This window comes from Corynebacterium neomassiliense (genome assembly GCF_900626215.1).
In the GTDB taxonomy this organism is placed as follows: Bacteria; Actinomycetota; Actinomycetes; order Mycobacteriales; family Mycobacteriaceae; genus Corynebacterium; species Corynebacterium neomassiliense.
Genome location: NZ_LR131106.1, coordinates 446727 through 464911, shown reverse-complemented (window position 1 = coordinate 464911; position 18185 = coordinate 446727). Strand labels below are relative to the sequence as shown.

Sequence of the window (18185 nt, the reverse complement as noted above, 5' to 3'; positions counted from 1 at the left end):
TCCACGGCCCCCGGGTCGTGGCCGTCCACCGTGACCCGACCGACGTTAGGCAGAAGACCCCGTGATTCTCACCCTCCAGATTGTTCTGGTGCTCACCAGTCTCCTCATGGGACTGTCCGTGCTCCTCCACAAGGGTAAGGGAGGCGGCCTGTCCACCCTTTTCGGCGGGGGAATGCAGTCCAGCCTCTCAGGCTCCACCGTCGTGGAGAAGAACCTCGACCGGCTCACGATCGCCACCGCCGTCATCTGGGTCCTCGCCGTCATCGGCCTGAACCTCGCCCTCAACTACGGGGTCTGACGGACCTTAGCCGGCCCCGGTACCGTGTCCGGCGCCGCGTCCGTGTCGACATGGACGACCGTCGACACCGACCCCCGCGCCCCGGCCGCCGGCCACCCGGCAGGATCATCACCGGAGACCGCGTGACCCGCGGCCTCTTTTTTGGCGGAACCGCACACCAGCAGCCACACCTGACGGGCACGACGGACCTCGGCCAGCGTCAGCGAAACCCGCTCGGGCGGGGGCTTGGGACAGTTCCTCACCGGAACCACCGACCGCTCCGAGGTCAGTTCCGCCGTGCCGGGGAACAGGGAGTTCACATGCCCCTCCGGTCCCATGCCCAGCAGATGGAGGTCGAATCCTTCCGGGGCGAAACGCTCCAGGCACTGTGAGTATTCCTGCGCGGCGCGGTCGAGCCCGGGCCCGGCAGGGTCCTCGTCCCCGGCCGGCACCGCGTACCGGTGCACATTCTCCGCGGGGATGCCGACGTGTGACAGCAACGCGGCGTCCGCCTGCCCCTCGTTACGCTCCGGGTCGTCGGCCGGCACATACCGTTCATCACCGAAGAAGACGTGGACCCTGCTCCAGTCCACGGCAACGACGGGGAAGGAGTCCGCCCCCGCCCGTGCGGCACGGTCCAGCGCCGCCAGTTCAGACAGGACGCCGATACCCGCCCCGCCGCCGGTGAGGACGACACGGGCGTAACCGTCCGGCCCGTGGACTCCCCCCACACCGCCACCCTGCTGTACCGAGGCGATGAGTTCGACCATCCGGCGGGCCACACCGGAAACCAGGTCGTCCCGGTTCTGCCACACCACGCATTCCGCAGGCACAGGGGAAGCCTCCGCACTCACCGCGCACTCTCCTGAACAGACGGGGCGTGACCGGGCCCGTCGGCGGCGACGGTCACCCGGGGCAGTCCGTGGAGGGCGTCGCCGAACGCGGTGTCAGGTTCCAGGTGCCGCAGTTCCTCGGCAAGGCATTCGCCGAGGGTCCTGCGGTGCAGGGTCACCAGATTCTCCGTTCCCCCGTTGAGGATACGGACCGTGCGGTGGTCGACAACCTCCATGACCAGATCATCGGCGTCGAAATGGAGGACCACCCGTTCAACCGGCGCGGTGGGAAACCCGTCCGCGTCAAGAGGAACCGCAGGGGCACTGCCCGACAGGCGTGTCACAGGGGCATGGAGTCGGTCAGCCAGCCAGCCGGCCGCGATGTCGACGGCCGGGTCCTCCGCAGGCCCCGTGATCTCCACGGCGGTGACAGTCTCGCCGGAGCGCTGGTCCATGGCACTTGACAGGAGTCCCCGCCAGGGAGTGACACGGCTCCACACCAGGTCGGAATCCCCCGGCGAGTATCCGATACGCCGACGGAAGATGGCCTTCGTCCCCTTCCCGGCCGCGGCGTCCGAGAAAGAGTCGGTGATGCGCCGGGTCGCGAGAGTGCCGAGGGCGTCCCCGGCAGGATTGCGGGGCGAGGTGAACGGCCACCAGACCACCACCGGGGTGTCCGGCAGAAGCAGGGGGGTGACCACGGCGTCCGCGTGGTCGGCCAGCTCACCGTGGAGACGCATGAGGATGACCTCGGCGGCTCCCGCGTCCCCGCCCACATAGAGTTCCGCGTCGAGGAAGACTTCGTCGGTGGTCCTGTCGTGCACCACGACGATCACCCGCGCAGGGTGCTCACGGGCCGCCTCATTGGCGCCGCGGACGACCGAGGGAAGATCCTCTTCGGAACGCACGGAGACGATGAGGGTCAGTACGCGTCCGGTGGCGACCTCACCACGCTGTTCCCTGAGGGCACGGAGTGTCTTCTCGATGCGGTGCGTGCTGGTCCTGCCCAGGTTCACGCCGCCGTCAGTGCGGACTTCATCAGCGGGGGCCGCGACGGGATCCGCCGTCGGCGGTGTCTTCTCGGCGTCGCGTGGGGGAGCGGGTGTGCCGGCGGTGCCGGAGATGTTTTCTGTCTCGTGTCCGGTCATGTGCCGGGTCCTGTCCACGGGAAAGTCACCGGATGTCACGGTCTCCTCCAAGCTCTGTCGAAGCGTTCCAGCATCCGGTCGGCGCCCTCGGGGCCCCAGGTGCCGGCAGGGTAGTCCTCCGGTCTCCCGGCTCCCGCCCAGAAGTCCAGTACCGGGTCAAGGATGCGCCAGGACTCTTCCACCTCTTCGTTGGTGGGGAAGAGGCTCGCCTCATCGAGCATCGCGTCGAGTATGAGACGCTCGTAGGCCTCGGGGGACTGCTCGGTGAAAGCCTCGGAATAGGAGAAGTCCATGTTCACGTCACGGACGTCCATCGCCGAACCCGGTACCTTCGACCCGAATCTCAGCAGCACACCCTCATCGGGCTGCACCCTGATCACCAGGACATTGTCCGCCTGGGTCTGTGTCTGTGCCTCGGTGAAGGACTGGTGCGGGGCAGACTTGAACACCAGGGCGATCTCTGTCACGCGGCGTCCGAGTCTCTTCCCGGTCCGCAGGTAGAACGGCACACCGGCCCAGCGTCGGGAGTTGATCCCGAACGTCGCGGCCGCGTACGTCTCCGTACCTGACTCCGGGTCGAAACCGGCCTCCTCGCGAAGACCGGGCACGAACTCCGAACCCTGCCAGCCTGCGGTGTACTGGCCGCGGGCAGTGGTCTGGGTGAACGGTCCCAGGGCCCGTGTCGCCTTGAGGACCTTGAGTTTCTCGGCCTTCAGTTCCGCAGGAGAGAAGGTGACCGGCTCCTCCATGGCCACGAGGGCCAGGAGCTGGAGGAGGTGGTTCTGCATCACGTCACGGGCGGCACCGATGCCGTCGTAGTAGCCGGCACGGCCGCCGAGTCCGATGTCCTCGGCCATGGTGATCTGTACATGGTCGATGTACCTGGAGTTGAACAGCGGCTCGAAGATCTGGTTGGCGAACCGGAGCACCAGAATGTTCTGGACGGTCTCCTTGCCCAGGTAGTGGTCGATGCGGAACACCGAAGACTCGGGGAACACCGCGTTGACGGTCCGGTTGAGCTCGCGGGCGGACTCCTCGTCGTGGCCGAAAGGCTTCTCGATGACGACCCTCCGCCAACCGCCGGAACTGTCTGCCAGGCCTGCCCGCTCGAGCTGGTTGCACACGTCGGAGAAGTACTGGGGCGGCACTGACAGGTAGTAGGCCCAGTTCCCGGCGGTACCGCGTTCGGAGTCCATCCTGCGGGTCATCTCCGCGAGACGGTCGAAGGCCGAGTCAGTCACGAAGTCACCGGTGACGAACTGGATGCCGGCCGCGAGCTGGTCCCAGACCGAATCCCGCCACGGGGTACGCGCCCGGTCACGGACCGAGGACAGTACCTCCGCCTCGAACTCCTCCTTGGTCCAGTCCCGACGGCCGTAGCCGATGAGACTGAAACCTGCGGGGAGCAGACCACGGTTGGCAAGGTCGTAGACCGCAGGGAGGAGCTTCTTCCGGGCCAGATCACCGGTGACGCCGAAAATCACCAGACCGCACGGGCCGGCGATCCGGGGCAGACGCCTGTCCTCGGCGTTGCGCAGAGGGTTGGACGTCACAGGCGGGCCCCGATCACACCGAGCAGGTCAGTCCAGGAACTGACGAACTTCTCGACGCCCTCACGCTCAAGAACCTCGAAGACGTCGTCCAGGTCGACACCGACCTCTTCGAGCGCCCGGAAAGTCCCCGCCGCGGAATCGGAGGTGCCGGTCAGGGTGTCACCGGTGATCACCGCATGGTCGACGGTGGCGTCCAGCGTGTTCTCCGGCATCGTGTTCACGGTGTGGGGTCCGACCAGTTCCGTGACGTAGAGGGTGTCCGGGTAGTCGGGGTTCTTCACCGACGTGGACGCCCACAGCGGACGTTGGATGTGTGCGCCCCGGTCGGCGAGGTCACGCCAACGGGGACTGTCGAGCAGAAGCTCTCCGAACGCGCGGTAGGCGAGCCGTGCATTGGCCACACCGGCCCGGCCGAGGAGCGCACCTGCGGCGTCCCCGCCGATCTCACCGAGCCTGCGGTCGATCTCCGTGTCGACGCGGGAGACGAAGAAGCTCGCGACGGAGTGGATCGTGGACAGGTCGTGACCGTTGGCCTCCGCGAGCTCGAGACCGGCCAGGAAGGCCTCGATGACCCGGCGGTAGCGTGCGACACTGAAGATCAGGGTGACGTTGACGCTGATGCCCGCACCGAGGACCTCGGTGATCGCGGGCAGGCACACCTCCGTGGCGGGGATCTTGATCATGACATTGTCCCGGCCGACACGTTCGTACAGTGCCCTGGCCTGAGCGACAGTCTCCTCAGGATCGCCGGCGAGACGCGGGTCAACTTCGATGGACACCCGCCCGTCGACGCCGTCGGAGGCACGCCAGGTGTCCGTGAAAATGTCACAGGCGTCACGGACATCGTCGACGGCCATGGTGAACACAGCCTCGCTGACGTCTGCGCCGGCAGCCTTGAGCTCGGCGATCTGGGCGTCATAGGCGGTCCCCTTCGACATCGCCGTCGCGAAGATGGCAGGGTTGGTCGTCACCCCGACGACGCCGCGGTCGGTGATGAGATCGGAGAGGTTTCCGGTGGTGATGCGGTCCCGGGAGAGGTCGTCGAGCCAGACGGACGTCCCGGCGGCGGCGAGGTCGGCTACTGCGGTGGAGGTCATCGGGAAGAACCAGCTTTCAGTGGTGGGTGTACCGGGATCAGAGGAGGGAACGGGCGGCGTCGACCACGGCGTCGGCGGTGATGCCGTACTCGCGGTAGAGGGTCTTGTAGTCGGCGGAGGCACCGAAGTGTTCGAGTGAGATGTTCACACCGTCGAGTCCGGTGTAGGCCTTCCACGGCATCGCGATACCGGCCTCGACAGAGACCCTGGCGGTGACAGCGGAGGGCAGCACGGATTCCCGGTAGTCGGCGTCCTGCTGCTCGAACCACTCCATGCAGGGAACGGAGACGACCCGCGTACCCGTTCCACCGGCCTCCAGCGTCGCAGCGGCCTCGACGGCGAGCTGGACTTCGGAACCGGTGGCCAGGAGGATCACCTGCGGTACCTCGGTGGTGGACTCGACGAGCACATAGGCGCCGCGTGGGACACCCGCAGCGGCCAGGTCGGCGGTGCCCTCGAGGACGGGGACACCCTGACGGGTGAGGACCAGTGCCTTCGGGGCGGCCGGGGCCTTCAGCGCAGCGGCCCACGCCACGGCAGTCTCGTTGGCGTCCGCCGGACGGATGACCGACAGGTTCGGGATCGCGCGCAGCGCCGCGAGGTGCTCGACCGGCTGGTGGGTGGGGCCGTCCTCGCCGAGGCCGATGGAGTCGTGCGTCCAGACGTAGTAGACGTCCGTGCCCATCAGGGCGCCGAGACGGACGGCGCCCCGCATGTAGTCGGAGAACTGGAGGAATGTCGCACCGTAGGGACGGGTGCCGCCGTGCAGGGCGATGCCGTTGAGGATCGCCCCCATGGCGTGCTCCCGGATCCCGAAGTGGAGGTTACGGCCGAAAGGCTCGGCGTCCCAGGCCCCGGTGGAGATCGAGACCGGTCCGAAGGAGGGGGAGCCCTTGATGATGGTGTTGGTTGACCCGGCAAGGTCGGCCGACCCTCCCCACAGTTCCGGAAGAGTCGCGCCCAGTGCCTGGAGGGCCGCCTCGGACGCCTTGCGGGTCGCCAGGTTCTCCCCGGCCTGCCAGGTCGGCAGGTCGGCGTCGAAGCCCTCCGGCAGACGCCGTTCGCTCAGCCTGTCGAGGAGTTCACGGCGGTCCGGATTCTCTGAGGACCAGGCGTCGAAGTCCTTCCGCCAGTCTGCGTGTGCCGTTGCCGCGCGCTCGCGCAGTCGCCGGGTGTGGGCGATGACGTCGTCGTCCACGGCGAAGCTCTGCTCCGGGTCGAAGCCGAGGATCTTCTTGACACCGGCGACCTCGTCGGCCCCGAGCGCCGCCCCGTGGGCGCTGCCGGTGTTCATCTTGGTGGGGGCGGGGTAACCGATGACCGACCGGATCCGGATGAAGGACGGCCGGGCCGTGTCGGCCTGCGCCTCCTTCACGGCGGCGAGTATCGCGGTGACGTCCTCGGCGTCCGCCTCGAGGGTCTGCCAGCCGTAGGCGGCGTAGCGGGCCACGACGTCCTCGGTGAAGGCGATGTCGGTGTTGTCCTCGATGGAGATCGAGTTGTCGTCCCAGAAGACAATGAGGTTCCCCAGCTGCTGGGTGCCGGCAAGCGAGGACGCCTCGGCCGTGACACCCTCCTGGAGGTCACCGTCGGAGGCGATGACGTAGATGCGATGGTCGAAAGGGGACTCCCCGGCCGGGGCGTCCGGGTCGAAGAGCCCGCGCTCACGGCGGGAGGCCATGGCCATACCCACGGCGGACGCGAGGCCCTGTCCGAGCGGTCCGGTGGTGATCTCCACCCCGGGGGTGTGCCCGACCTCCGGGTGACCTGGTGTGAGGGAGCCCCAGGTGCGCAGGGCCCTGAGGTCGTCGAGTTCCAGACCGAATCCGCCCAGGTAGAGCTGGATGTACTGGGTGAGGGAACTGTGACCTGCCGAGAGGACGAAACGGTCACGGCCGATCCAGGCGGGGTCTGCGGGATCGTGCCGCAGCACACGCTGGTAGAGGGTGTAGGCCAGGGGAGCGAGAGACATGGCGGTGCCCGGATGGCCGGATCCGCAGTTCTCGACGGCGTCTGCCGCGAGCACTCGCGCGGTGTCGACCGCCCGGGTGTCGAGCTCAGTCCAGTCCTCCGGGTAGCGCCGGACGGTACGGGATTCGAGTTCCGGGGGGAGAGTCACGCTGGGGTCGCCTTCCTGAAGTGTTTCGGGGATACCCCGACAGTGTAGTGCCCCCGGAATGGTTATGGGGCTGCGGTGCGGTGGATTACGATCACCGGTGGGGCTCAGGTAACCTGACGGACTGGCAGCGCCGCCGTCGGTCGCCGGAGGAGAGTTCCGGTTTGCCCGGTCAACTTTGCCCGGTCAGCGGGGACGGCGACATGACTGTGGCAGACGGAGGACAGGAAACCTGTGGAGAAGATCAAGGCGTACATCTCGCTGACCAAGCCACGGGTCATCGAGCTTCTCCTTGTGGCCGCGATCCCCTCCATGCTCCAGGCGCAGCGCGGTCAGATCGACCTGGGACTCGTCCTGCTGACCCTGGTGGGCGGGTGGATGGGCGCTGCTGCGGCGAACGCCTTCAACATGATCGCCGACTACGACATCGACCAGATCATGCGCCGGACCCACAGGCGCCCCCTGGCCCGTCACACCGTGACCAAGCGTCAGGCGACGGTGTTCGCGTGGTGCCTGACGGTGGCCAGTGTCCTGTGGCTCTGGCTGCTCTGCGGATCGTGGCTGGCCGCCGTGTTCATCATCGTCACGATCCTCTTCTACATCTTCGTCTACACGAAGTGGCTCAAGCGGCGGACCTGGCAGAACGTCATCTGGGGTGGTGCGGCCGGATGTATGCCGGTGATGGTCGGATGGGCGACGACGACCGACGCCACCGGCGGTGCCTTCCACGCCGGCTGGGAGTCATGGGGGCAGGCACTGGTGCTGTTCCTGATCATCTTCTTCTGGACGCCACCGCACACCTGGGCCCTCGGCATGCGCTACCGCGAGGACTACGAGGCCGCGGGAATTCCGATGATGCCGGTGGTCAAACCACCGGTGGAGGTCACCCGCCAGATCCTCTGGTACACGTGGGCGACAGTCATCTGTTCCCTGCTCCTGGTTCCCGCGGCCGGCTGGATCTACGCGGCAGTCGCCGTCGTCAGTGGTGCCTGGTTCCTCATCCGGGCCTGGGCCCTGCACACCGGAGTGAAGAGCGGCGAGAAGGTCAAACCCATGAACCTGTTCTTCCTGTCGAACAATTACCTGTCCATCCTCTTTGTCGGGCTCTCGGTGGACGCCGTGGTCGGACTGCAGACGGTCGCGGAGATGCTCGGCGGCGCCTGACTGCAGCTTCCCGGAATTCCCCCGGGCCCGCCAGCGGGTCAGTCCGGGTGCCCTGCCACCGAGCGTTTCCATGCCTTGACGAGGTGTCGGGTGACCCCGAGTTCCTCGGCAATCCTGTCCTCGTCCCCGCCGTAGACAGTTTCCGCCCGGACGAAGTCCTCCACGCGTATCAGCAGATGTGCGGCGAAGCGGTCTGCCCGCGCCTCCTGCGCGCCTCCGCAGTCCGCAGGGTCGGCGTGGACCACATGCGCGAGCTCGTGCGCGAGAGTCGATCTGGTCTGGGCGTCCGACATTCCGTGGCGCACACTTATCCGTCGGGCGTCACTGTCCCACTCACCCTTGGGGCCACCCCGGTACCAGCGGACGCTGCTGCCGGTGAGCAGCTCTGCCAGGGCCAGCAGATCCTCAGTGGAGGGGGTCGCTTCCGGCATCCGCGCGTCCTTCATCCTCGTCCGGGCTGCCGTCGGCCGCATGAGGGTGCGGCCGCCAGGAGACCACCGTGCCGTCGTCACGGTCGGTGACAGGCTGTTTTCCCTGCCTTCCCGTACCCCCTGTCGCTCCCGCGTGCCGACCCTCCGGAGCGGGGTTGATGAGGTCATCGTCCAGACCGAAAAGGGTGCGGGCCTCAGGATCGCTGCGCCGCAGGACTTCGTCGAGCAGTTCCTGGTTGGTCGCGGCGACGAGCGCACGGGGCACACCGACACCTTCGGTCTCCTCGGCCCGTAGGTAGCCGGTCTCCACCAGTCCGTCCACCGGAGATCTCCCGTAGGCGCGGCACAGTGAGATGACGGCCGTGGGAGTGAGGGTACCCCGGCTGAGCTGGCGGGTGATGGTGCTGTGGGAGAGACCGATCTTCGCTGAGGCGACCCGGAGAGTGTCCGTTCCGATGAGCGCGTTGATCCACGCACGGTAATTCATTGTCCCCATGCTAGTGCACGATGTAGTCATACGCGGGGGGAGAGCACATCCGCGGACTGTTGCATATTGTCCGCTGAGATTGCATTATGTATTTCAGGTGCCGGAAGATCCGGACTACCGGCCCGGAGCCGGCCGGCCGGTGCCCGCAGACCGGCGCCACGGGCAGATCGCAGCGGAGGGAGGGGAGCCGATGGTACGGGCAGTCTATGAGTTCCGACCCGGAGCACTCGACCGTATAGCCGGATCCCTCGGCATCACCGACGACCGTGAACTCGCAGCATCGCTGCGCGTCACCCCTGAAGAACTCCACGCACTGAGAAACGGCGCCCCTGTGGGACTGCCCATGGCCGTGCATGTCGCCTCCCTGATGGGAACACCCCGCGAACTGCACATCTGGACACGGCTCGTTTCCGGTGACTCAGACTGACACTGACTGACACCTACTGACTCAGTCAGACCGCGGAAAGGACACCTTATACCGTCATGCCAGACTTTGAAGATGCCGTAGACGACTTCTTCGGCGGCTCCGAAAGAGACAGGAGAATACGGAGAGAGAAGCAGTCGTTGGCCGCCCAGCAGCAAATTCTCCGCTCCCAGAACCTGGCCAACGACCAGCTCGACCGGATTCTCCGGGAATCTCAGGACCATTCTGAGATCGCACGGGCACAGCTCGAGGCCCAGCAGAGGGAGATAGCGGAGAACCGGAACTTCCGCTACCAGCAGTGGCTGGACACCACCACCGGAAAGAAGTACACGGCATGGGAGAAGGGATTTGCCGTCCCGTTTCTGACAGTGATCAGGGAGTACAGGGCGTCATTCAGATTAGCCTTCGTCGCAGATGCACGGACTGTCAGACAGTTGGTGAGCGAGGCCGAAAGCCGGGTCTCTTCAGTTGAGAAACCACCGGCCGTCAGGCTCCGGGCACCGGCGAAAGCCGTCACGGTCCTCGTTACGGCAGCGGTGGTTGTGCAGCTTTTCGGGGTCGGCTTTTTCACCGGGATCTTCGGACTGGTACTCGGAGTGACCGCGGCAGTGCTCATATGGAAAGCTCTCGACAGGGCAGCGGAGCGCGCAGCCGGGGAAAGAACCCGGAAAGCCTTTCCGGACGGGACCCCTCCGGGTATCGGAGACTGCGACCTGTACCGGTCCTACACCTACTATTTCGCGCCCATGACTGCGGACGGAGCCCGACGGGCCGGGTACTCCCGCGAAGACTTTGCCACCGACCTCGGCCTCGGACGGGTGGACACCAGTCACCTTGCCGACCGGCACTTCGCCGCCGACGAAGAAGCGGTCGAGTCAGTGGTCACGACGTTCATGGCAGAGGTACCCGTCCGGTTGCCGATGGATCTTCCGACCGTGGGACTGCCGCAACCTCTCAATGACGGACTCCCACCGGAGAGGTCGGCGACCCGTCGCGTCACCGACCGGTACCGGCAGTCCTACCTGGGGACGCTTCCTCCCCGCTGACCCTCCACCGACCCCGATGTCCCCCCCGGACGGCTGCCGTTGCGCACCGGGGCCGGAGCGCCCGCACCCGCCCTCCTTCTGTCCGGCAGCCTCAGGACCGGACAGTGTCCGCGTCCCCGCCCCGGGCGTCCTGCCTGCCCTGTCCGTCCTCCCAGTTGTCGAAGGTCCGGTCAAGTGAGGCATCCCCCCTGCGGAACCTCATCGACCACAGCATCCCGGTCGCCGCAGTGAGCACGGCAGAACCGATGACGTGCAGGGGGACCGTCCACCTGGGCACATTCATGTTGTACTGGATGATCCCCACAGCCGCCTGCAGGACTATGCCCAGAATGAGCCAGCCTGCCACCCTCAGAATCCTGCGGTCAGCCCGGACAGCGAAAAGACCAGCCAGCAGCCCGACAGTCACACCCAGGTAAAGGTACATCCCGTGGGCGTGAAGGTTCGCCATCTCGATCAGCGGTATCTGCAGTCGGTCGGACTGCCGGATAGCGTCGTCACCGGCGTGGGGGCCGGAACTGGTCGTCATCGTCCCGGTGACCAGAACCACCGCCAGACTGGCCGCAGAGATCCAGGTGGCCCACCGCAGGGCCGCCGGCATACCGGCGTGCTTCACCGCGTCATCAGGCTCGCGGACCTTCACCACCAGCACGGCCGCGAAGAAAGTCAGCAGCATCGACGGCAGGAAGTGCGCCATGACCATCCACCACGCCAGATCCATGTGGACGGTGACGCCGCCGATGACCGCCTGGGCTATGATCCCCAGACCCTGCAGAAAGGCAATGTCCAGCAGTGAACTGCGGCGGGCCGCACGCAGGACCGCCAGGAACGCCAGCAACGCGGCAAGGGACACGACGAAAGTGAGCATCCGGTTGCCGAACTCGATGGCCTGGTGGATCGCCGGCGCCGCCCCCGACTCCGGGACCAGGGAACCCGGCTGGCACTCCGGCCACGTCGGACAGCCCAGGCCGGAGCCTGTGACCCTCACCAGAGATCCGGTGAAGGTGATGCCCCCCTGGCAGAACATGAGGATGACAGCGTAGAGCCACTGCCGTTGCACCGTGGGCACAGGCAGACGGCGGCACAGGCGGGCCACGGCCGCGTAGAGGCGGAGAGTCAGGCCCCGGAACACTCCGGTGGCCGCGGCGGCACGTTCACGCAACGCGGTCGCCGCAGCCGCGACGTCCGCCGGCGGTACTGCCGGCACCGCCGCCTCCGGAACAGGGCTGCTGAGTTTCTCGGGCGTCTCCGGCGTCGTGGTCACGGTCGCCGAGTCTAGTCGGCGTCCATCGTGAAAGAGAACCAGCGCAGCGCAGCGAGGGTGCCCCCCACACCCCACACCACGAGGACGAGCAGTGCACCACCGTCGAAACCGCCGGCAGCCGCCTCCAGCAGACCGTGGGTCAGCGCCACGGAGGGGAGCACGTCCAGTGCGACGGTCAACGGAACGGGAAGCGCGGGGTCGAGGACAGTCACCACGGCAGCAGCCATGAGAAGGAACCAGACGGTGTTGCCGAGGGCGAGGACCAGGTCGGAACTGAGCGTTCCGCCGAGCAGCAGTCCGAGTGCGGTGAATGCGGCCGCTCCGACAATGAGGAACGCCGCCGCCGGCAGTGCTCCGGCGAAGTCGGGCCTCCACCCCAGCACCAGCGCCACCGCTGTCAGGACAACCAGCTGGGTCACGACGGCGGCCAGGACCGCTGCGATCCTGCCGGCGATGAGGATCCGCGTGGGCACACCCGAGGCACCGATGCGTTTGAGTGCCCCGTACCTCCGGTCGAACGCCACCGATATGGACTGTCCGGTGAACCCCGCGCCCATCAGTGCCACCGCGAGGGTCATGGGATAGACCGAGTCCACCGGGTCGTCGAGTCCGGTGAGCGGCAGCAGACTGAAGATCACGAGCATTCCCAGGGGAATCACGAGGGACACGAGCTGCTGTTCCCCGTGACGGAGGAACAGCAGAGTCTCGATCTTCGCCTGGGACTTCAGCATCTGGACCGCGGGTGCACGCGAGGGACCGGGACGGAACGTCCCCGGTGCGAAGCGGCCCGGGGTGTGCCCTGAGGTGCTCATGAGCGGATCTCCCGTCCGGTGATGTCGAGGAACACACTTTCGAGACTGCGCTGTTCCACGGTCAGTGAGGTGATGAGGACGCCCTGGTCGCCGACAGCGGAGGCGATGCCGGCCACCAGGGCCGGAGTGACGGCAGAGGTCCCACCGGCCCCGTGGGACACAGGGGAGACCGTAGACGGGTGCGACGCCGGCGAAACCGGGGTCACCGTGAAACGGTCCGGGCGGACCGCGGTGACCGTGACGCCGGGCAGCCGGTCGCGGAGGGCGTCCAGATCAGGAGTTCCCGAACACTTCACCGTGACCACCGGGTCAGCCGACCCGGTGAGCTCGGAGACCGTCCCCTGGGCGACGACCGCCCCGTGGTCGATGATCACGACCCGGTCCGCAAGCGCCTCCGCCTCGTCCATGAGATGGGTGGTCAGAACAACCGACACACCGTCCCTGCTCAGGGCTGAGATGAGCTCCCACACCGCGAGCCTGGACTGGGCGTCCAGACCTGCCGTCGGTTCGTCGAGGAAGACCAGCTCCGGACGGCCCACAAGGGCGAGTGCCAGCGAGAGCCGCTGCTGCTGTCCGCCGGACAGCCGCCGGTAGTTCGATTTCTCGTGGCCTGACAACCCCACGATCTCCAGCAGCCAGTCCGGGTCGAGAGGATCAGCGGAGTAGGACGCCGCGAGCCTGAGCATCTCACCGACCCTGATGCCCGGGTAGGCGCCTCCACCCTGAAGCATGATCCCGATACGGCCCCGGAGACGGTCCGCATCGGTGGCCGGGTCCGTCCCCAGAACCCGGACAGTGCCCCTGTCCGGGGTGATGAACCCCTCGCACATCTCGACGGTCGTGGTCTTTCCTGCCCCATTGGGGCCGAGGAGTGCCAGAACCTCGGCCCTGCCGAGGTCGAGGTCCAGGCCGTCCACCGCGGTCACGGGACCGAATTTCTTCACGACCCCCGCCATGTGCAGGACCGGTTCCGGGGAAGGGCCCGGTTGCCGGTCGGCGGGTCGGGCGGCTGAACTCGTCGCTGAATTCGTCACGACGCTCCAGTGTAGTCGGCGCCGTCGGCAGCATCGTTGGCGGCGGCGGCAGCGTTGTTCGCGTCGTTGTTCGGTCCACTGCCGGGAACCGTCCCGGACACCGCCCCGGTGACCGTTCCGTGCGCCGTACCGGAACCTGATTCTGCGGCCCGGATCCGACGGTAGGCGAGAACCCCGACCCCGAGGAGCACGAGGAAGAAGAACACGAACATGAGATAGATCAGGGACACCGTCGACGGCGGGAGGTTCAGACCCCGGGGAAGGATGAAGAAACTCAGGGCCGAGGAGATCACGGCCACGGTGACCCGGAAGCCCGCCCGGTCTGCCCAGGCTGCCAGCGGCATGACAGCCCAGAGCAGGTACCAGGGGTGGACCACGGGGAAGAACAGTACGAGAAAGAATGTCGCCACTCCCAAGCCGCCGACGGGGTGCACCGCCCCGCGGAACGAAGCCCACAGCATCCTGACCACCCAGAACCCTCCGACCGCAAGGCCGGCCAGCCGCATGACCGTCAGGGCGGTGTCCGTGTGGTCGCCGAGAGCGAGCGCACTTCCCACTGAACTGCTGAGCAGGCCGATGTCGGTGGTCAGGGACATCCAGCTGACGACGTCGGCAGCACCTCCCTGGACCAGCAGCCAGCCGGTCCCGAGACCTGACCCGTAGGAGAAGGCGGCGACGACGGCCACCGCTCCGAGCAGGTAGACGCAGGCCACGGCGACCAGGTCGCGGAATCTTCCGCCGAGGTAGCGGGCGACGGCGACCCCCGCGAAACCCAGGGCAAGAAAGGCGGTGACCTTGACCATGCCGGCGCAACAGATGAGCACCAGACCCGCCGCACCGACCAGGACCCGGTACCGGTTCCGGTGTCCGGCGCTCCGGTCGGTCGCGGTGAGGGACAGTTCCAGACCGGCGAGCATCAGCCCCATCATCAGTGCCTCGTTGTGGAGTCCGCCGATGAGATGGAGGGGAACGAGCGGATTGAGCGCACCGAGCCAGAGGGTCGCCTGAGGCCTCACCCCGCAGCGACGGGCCAGTCTGACCATCGCCCACGCGGCCAGTGCGAGCCCGGCGACGGCGATCACCCGGTGGAGCAGGACCGCGGGGCCCACGGCGTCCCCGACCGCCCGGTAGATCAGTGACGCCAGGCCCACCGCCACCGGCCCGTACGGGGCGGGGGAGTGCGCCCACACCAGCGGGACCGACCTGGCCAGCGGGTCGTCGACTCCCAGCAGGTCCGCCGGCCCGGCGGAGTAGGGGTCGAGGCCACGCGCGGCGACCGACCCCTGGGCGAGATAGGAGTAGATGTCCTGGGTGAACAGCGGGGCAGTCGCCAGCAGTGGCAGTGACCAGGCAAGGACCGTACGCCAGAGGGTCCGCAGGGGCACCGTCGGGGCCGCGGCGCCGTCTCTGTCACGGGCCGGCAGACAGTACCTCCACATCATCAGCCATCCGAGCACCAGGAACCCGGTGCCGACGAAGACGGTGACGGTCGTCGAGTGGAGCAGCAGTGAGAGGAACCCCACGACAGGCAGGGACCAGAGACTGTTGTCGACGACCGGTACTGCGCCGGCACCGAGACCGCCGACCGCGACAAGGACCGCCCCGAAGGTTCCGGACAGCTGTGCCGCCCTGAACCTGGTGCGGTCGCGGGCGGGGAAGACGGTCCGGGTTCCGACGGTCTCCGGGGAGGGGCGGTGCAGGAGCGCGCTGCGTGAGCCTGCGGTCCCGAGGTCCGGGAACAGGGAACGGAGACCGGACATTCCGGGGGACGGTTGAGCTTCACGGCGGGGCACACGGGCATTCTAGCCGGGGGGTGGGACGCCCCGGCCGCGCTCGGGCGCGTTGCGTAATTCACCTCCACGGAGCACCTGGAAAGTTGCAGGTCAGCCTACCCTTATTAGACAACGGGAAGGAATTACGCCACACTCGTGTTGTCTAATCATGGAGGCCCCGGTGGACACCGGGGCCTGCGCAACCAGGCACAGCACAAGGAGGTGGGCAGGATGAGCGAGGGAGACACCCGTAGGGCGGTACTCACCCAGATCCTGCGTAACGGACCGGTCAGTGCCACGGACATCAGCGACGCACTCGGCCTGAGTGCCGCGGGGGTACGGCGTCATCTCGACAACATCGTCGCCGAGGGACTCGCCGAAACCGTCGAGGCACCCCGGGCCACCGCCGCCGGCACCAGAGGCCGGGGCAGGCCAGCACGCCTGTTCCGCCTCACCGACGCCGGTCGTGGCCAGTTCGGACATGATTACGACAGTCTGGCACTGCTGGCCCTCAGGGCGCTGCGCGAGACGGGCGGGGACGCCGCAGTCGAACGTTTCGCCGACCAGCGGATGGAGGAGCTGTTCAGCGGGGTCCGTCCGGACCGGGACGGCTCTGTCGACGAAAAGGCCCGCCAGATCGCGGGGGCACTGACCTCCCGCGGGTACGCCGCGACCGTCGACCACGCCTGCGGCGGCGTCCAGATCTGCCGCCACCACTGTCCCGTCCAGGAGGTCGCGCACGAGTTCCCCGAACTCTGCACGGCGGAACACCGGGTAGTCGCGGAACTGCTCGGCCGACACATCCAGCCGCTGGCGACCATCGCCGACGGCAACGGCATCTGCACCACCCACATTCCGCTGACCACCATTCACCCTTCCCCCACGAAGGAGAGCTGACATGACCCAAGCAGCACCCACCCCACCGGACGCCGTCGAAGAGGCGCGGCTGGCCAAGGACCAGGAGAAACTGCGTCAGGACGACGCAATCATCGACTCCATAGGAGCCTACGAGTACGGATGGCATGACTCGGACGCCGCGGGCGAGTCCGCCCGACGCGGCCTGTCCGAGGACGTCGTCCGGATGATCTCCGCGAAGAAGAACGAACCCGAGTGGATGCTCGAGCGTCGCCTCAAGGCACTCGACACCTTCGGCCGCAAGCCCATGCCCACCTGGGGCGCCGACCTCAGCGACATCGACTTCGACGAGTTCAAGTACTTCGTCCGGTCGACGGAGAAGCAGGCCACGTCCTGGGAGGAACTGCCCGAGGACATCCGCAACACCTACGACAAGCTCGGAATCCCGGAGGCGGAGAAGCAGCGTCTCGTCGCCGGTGTCGCCGCCCAGTACGAGTCCGAGGTCGTCTACCACCAGATCCGCGAGGACCTGGAGAAGCAGGGTGTGATCTTCCTCGACACGGACACGGCACTGCGTGAGCATCCCGACCTGTTCAGGGAATACTTCGGTACCGTCGTCCCGGCCGGCGACAACAAGTTCGCGGCACTCAACACGGCAGTGTGGTCGGGCGGATCCTTCGTCTACGTCCCCAAGGGCGTCCACGTGGAGATCCCGCTGCAGGCCTACTTCCGGATCAACACCGAGAACATGGGTCAGTTCGAGCGCACCCTGATCATCGTCGACGAGGGTGCCTTCGTCCACTACGTGGAAGGGTGCACCGCACCGATCTACCAGTCGGACTCGCTCCACTCCGCGATCGTCGAGATCATCGTGAAGAAGGGCGGCCGGTGCCGGTACACCACCATCCAGAACTGGTCGACCAACGTCTACAACCTCGTCACCCAGCGTTGCCGTGCCGAAGAGGGCGCGACGATGGAATGGGTCGACGGCAACATCGGCTCCAAGATCACCATGAAGTACCCGGCGGTGTGGATGACAGGGCCGCACGCCAAGGGCCAGGTGCTCTCCATCGGCTTCGCCGGTGAGGGACAGACCCAGGACACCGGCGGGAAGATGGTGCACATGGCCCCGTACACCTCGAGCAACATCGTCTCGAAGTCGGTGGCGCGCAACGGTGGTCGTGCCGCCTACCGTGGCCTGATCCAGATCAACAAGGACGCCCACCACTCCACCGCGAACGTGGAGTGTGACGCCCTCCTGGTCGACTCGATCTCCCGGTCCGACACCTACCCCTACAACGACATCCGTAACGATCACGTCACCCTGGGGCACGAGGCGACGGTGTCGCAGGTCTCCGAGGACCAGCTGTTCTACCTGATGAGCAGGGGACTGGAGCAGGACGAGGCCATGGCGATGATCGTCCGCGGCTTCGTCGAGCCGGTGGCCAAGGAGCTGCCGATGGAGTACGCACTCGAACTCAACCGCCTGATCGAACTGCAGATGGAAGGATCGGTGGGCTAGGACAATGACGACATTGACGACCAAGACGACCACCCCGGCTTCACTCACCCCCGCCAACCGGACACCCACCAAGGGCGACCGGTTCCAGTCAACGGACCCCGAGGACTTCCCGGTCCCCTACGGCAGGGACGAGGACTGGCGTTTCACACCGCTGCGGCGCCTCCGCGGGCTGCAGAACGACACCGCCGCCCCCGCCGTCCGCGCCAGAGTGACGGTCGACACCGCAGGACAGTCCGGCGTCACCGCCACAGAACTGCCCATGGACAGTTCTGTGGCGGGGGCGCCGGACCGGCCCTGTCTCTTATATACCTCTGACGCCGCCCACCAAAAGGGGAGGCTGAAGACAGGGGGGG

At 67.0% G+C, this 18185-nt stretch carries 17 protein-coding genes and 1 pseudogene; 7 read left to right on the top strand and 11 right to left on the bottom strand.

Annotation, left to right across the window (positions count from 1 at the left end; translation table 11 throughout):
- Positions 1–61: 61 nt before the first annotated feature.
- Entirely contained in the window at positions 62–298 is a 237-nt protein-coding gene (secG, locus tag E0E18_RS02100) for a preprotein translocase subunit SecG (protein WP_066587784.1), read from the top strand.
- Here secG and pgl read toward each other — a convergent pair.
- Genes pgl through tkt form a run of 5 tightly spaced genes read right to left on the bottom strand, consistent with a single transcriptional unit; the run spans position 286 to position 7027 of the window.
- Positions 286–1131: a 6-phosphogluconolactonase gene (gene pgl / locus E0E18_RS02095; RefSeq protein ID WP_272914243.1), complete on the bottom strand. Its 846-nt coding sequence runs from the start codon at positions 1129–1131 to the stop codon at positions 286–288. The genes secG and pgl overlap by 13 nt on opposite strands.
- Positions 1128–2258, bottom strand: coding sequence for a glucose-6-phosphate dehydrogenase assembly protein OpcA (locus E0E18_RS02090; RefSeq protein WP_130839203.1), 1131 nt, complete (start codon positions 2256–2258; stop codon positions 1128–1130). The genes pgl and E0E18_RS02090 overlap by 4 nt, the downstream gene beginning before the upstream one ends.
- Before the next feature lie 35 nt (positions 2259–2293).
- Positions 2294–3811, bottom strand: a complete 1518-nt coding sequence (zwf, locus tag E0E18_RS02085; protein WP_066587776.1) for a glucose-6-phosphate dehydrogenase — start codon at positions 3809–3811, stop codon at positions 2294–2296.
- Positions 3808–4908, bottom strand: a complete 1101-nt coding sequence (gene tal / locus E0E18_RS02080; protein ID WP_130839202.1) for a transaldolase — start codon at positions 4906–4908, stop codon at positions 3808–3810. Before tal ends, zwf begins: the two co-directional genes overlap by 4 nt.
- 37 nt (positions 4909–4945) lie before the next feature.
- Positions 4946–7027, bottom strand: coding sequence for a transketolase (gene tkt / locus E0E18_RS02075; protein WP_130839201.1), 2082 nt, complete (start codon positions 7025–7027; stop codon positions 4946–4948).
- A 204-nt stretch (positions 7028–7231) separates the two neighbouring features.
- Between tkt and E0E18_RS02070 the strand changes: the two genes are divergently transcribed.
- The gene (locus tag E0E18_RS02070; protein ID WP_272914252.1) at positions 7232–8188 is read left to right on the top strand and encodes a heme o synthase; all 957 of its coding nucleotides are present in this window, start codon (positions 7232–7234) and stop codon (positions 8186–8188) included.
- Between the two features lie 38 nt (positions 8189–8226).
- Here E0E18_RS02070 and E0E18_RS02065 read toward each other — a convergent pair whose 3' ends face one another.
- Both E0E18_RS02065 and E0E18_RS02060 read right to left on the bottom strand, forming a co-directional pair.
- Entirely contained in the window at positions 8227–8619 is a 393-nt protein-coding gene (locus E0E18_RS02065) for an ImmA/IrrE family metallo-endopeptidase (protein WP_202616677.1), read from the bottom strand.
- On the bottom strand, positions 8594–9106 hold the full coding sequence (locus E0E18_RS02060; protein WP_130839198.1) for a hypothetical protein: 513 nt from the start codon (positions 9104–9106) through the stop codon (positions 8594–8596). The genes E0E18_RS02065 and E0E18_RS02060 overlap by 26 nt, the downstream gene beginning before the upstream one ends.
- A 97-nt stretch (positions 9107–9203) precedes the next feature.
- Here E0E18_RS02060 and E0E18_RS02055 point away from each other — a divergent pair, with 97 nt between their 5' ends.
- A complete protein-coding gene (locus E0E18_RS02055; protein ID WP_130839197.1) occupies positions 9204–9533 on the top strand; it encodes a hypothetical protein in 330 nt (109 codons plus the stop codon).
- 56 nt (positions 9534–9589) lie between these two features.
- The gene (locus tag E0E18_RS02050; RefSeq protein ID WP_130839196.1) at positions 9590–10576 is read left to right on the top strand and encodes a hypothetical protein; all 987 of its coding nucleotides are present in this window, start codon (positions 9590–9592) and stop codon (positions 10574–10576) included.
- 91 nt (positions 10577–10667) lie between these two features.
- Here E0E18_RS02050 and E0E18_RS02045 read toward each other — a convergent pair whose 3' ends face one another.
- The 4 genes from E0E18_RS02045 to mptB form a co-directional block, all read right to left on the bottom strand.
- The gene (locus E0E18_RS02045) at positions 10668–11735 is read right to left on the bottom strand and encodes a COX15/CtaA family protein (protein ID WP_110482509.1); all 1068 of its coding nucleotides are present in this window, start codon (positions 11733–11735) and stop codon (positions 10668–10670) included.
- 113 nt (positions 11736–11848) lie between these two features.
- Positions 11849–12649 (bottom strand): ABC transporter permease, encoded by an 801-nt coding sequence (locus E0E18_RS02040; RefSeq protein WP_066587749.1) that lies wholly within the window; start codon positions 12647–12649, stop codon positions 11849–11851.
- On the bottom strand, positions 12646–13605 hold the full coding sequence (locus E0E18_RS02035) for an ABC transporter ATP-binding protein (RefSeq protein WP_066587747.1): 960 nt from the start codon (positions 13603–13605) through the stop codon (positions 12646–12648). The genes E0E18_RS02040 and E0E18_RS02035 overlap by 4 nt, the downstream gene beginning before the upstream one ends.
- A gap of 74 nt (positions 13606–13679) precedes the next feature.
- A complete protein-coding gene (gene mptB, locus E0E18_RS02030) occupies positions 13680–15443 on the bottom strand; it encodes a polyprenol phosphomannose-dependent alpha 1,6 mannosyltransferase MptB (protein ID WP_202616676.1) in 1764 nt (587 codons plus the stop codon).
- Positions 15444–15686: 243 nt separating this feature from the next.
- Here mptB and E0E18_RS02025 point away from each other — a divergent pair, with 243 nt between their 5' ends.
- The 3 genes and pseudogenes from E0E18_RS02025 to E0E18_RS14105 all read left to right on the top strand — a co-directional run.
- Positions 15687–16352, top strand: a complete 666-nt coding sequence (locus E0E18_RS02025) for a helix-turn-helix transcriptional regulator (protein WP_066587741.1) — start codon at positions 15687–15689, stop codon at positions 16350–16352.
- 1 nt (position 16353) lies between these two features.
- Complete coding sequence (gene sufB / locus E0E18_RS02020; RefSeq protein ID WP_272914242.1) at positions 16354–17832, top strand: Fe-S cluster assembly protein SufB; 1479 nt, start codon at positions 16354–16356, stop codon at positions 17830–17832.
- A 4-nt stretch (positions 17833–17836) separates the two neighbouring features.
- Positions 17837–18185: pseudogene (locus E0E18_RS14105) on the top strand (hypothetical protein); the annotation flags it as partial.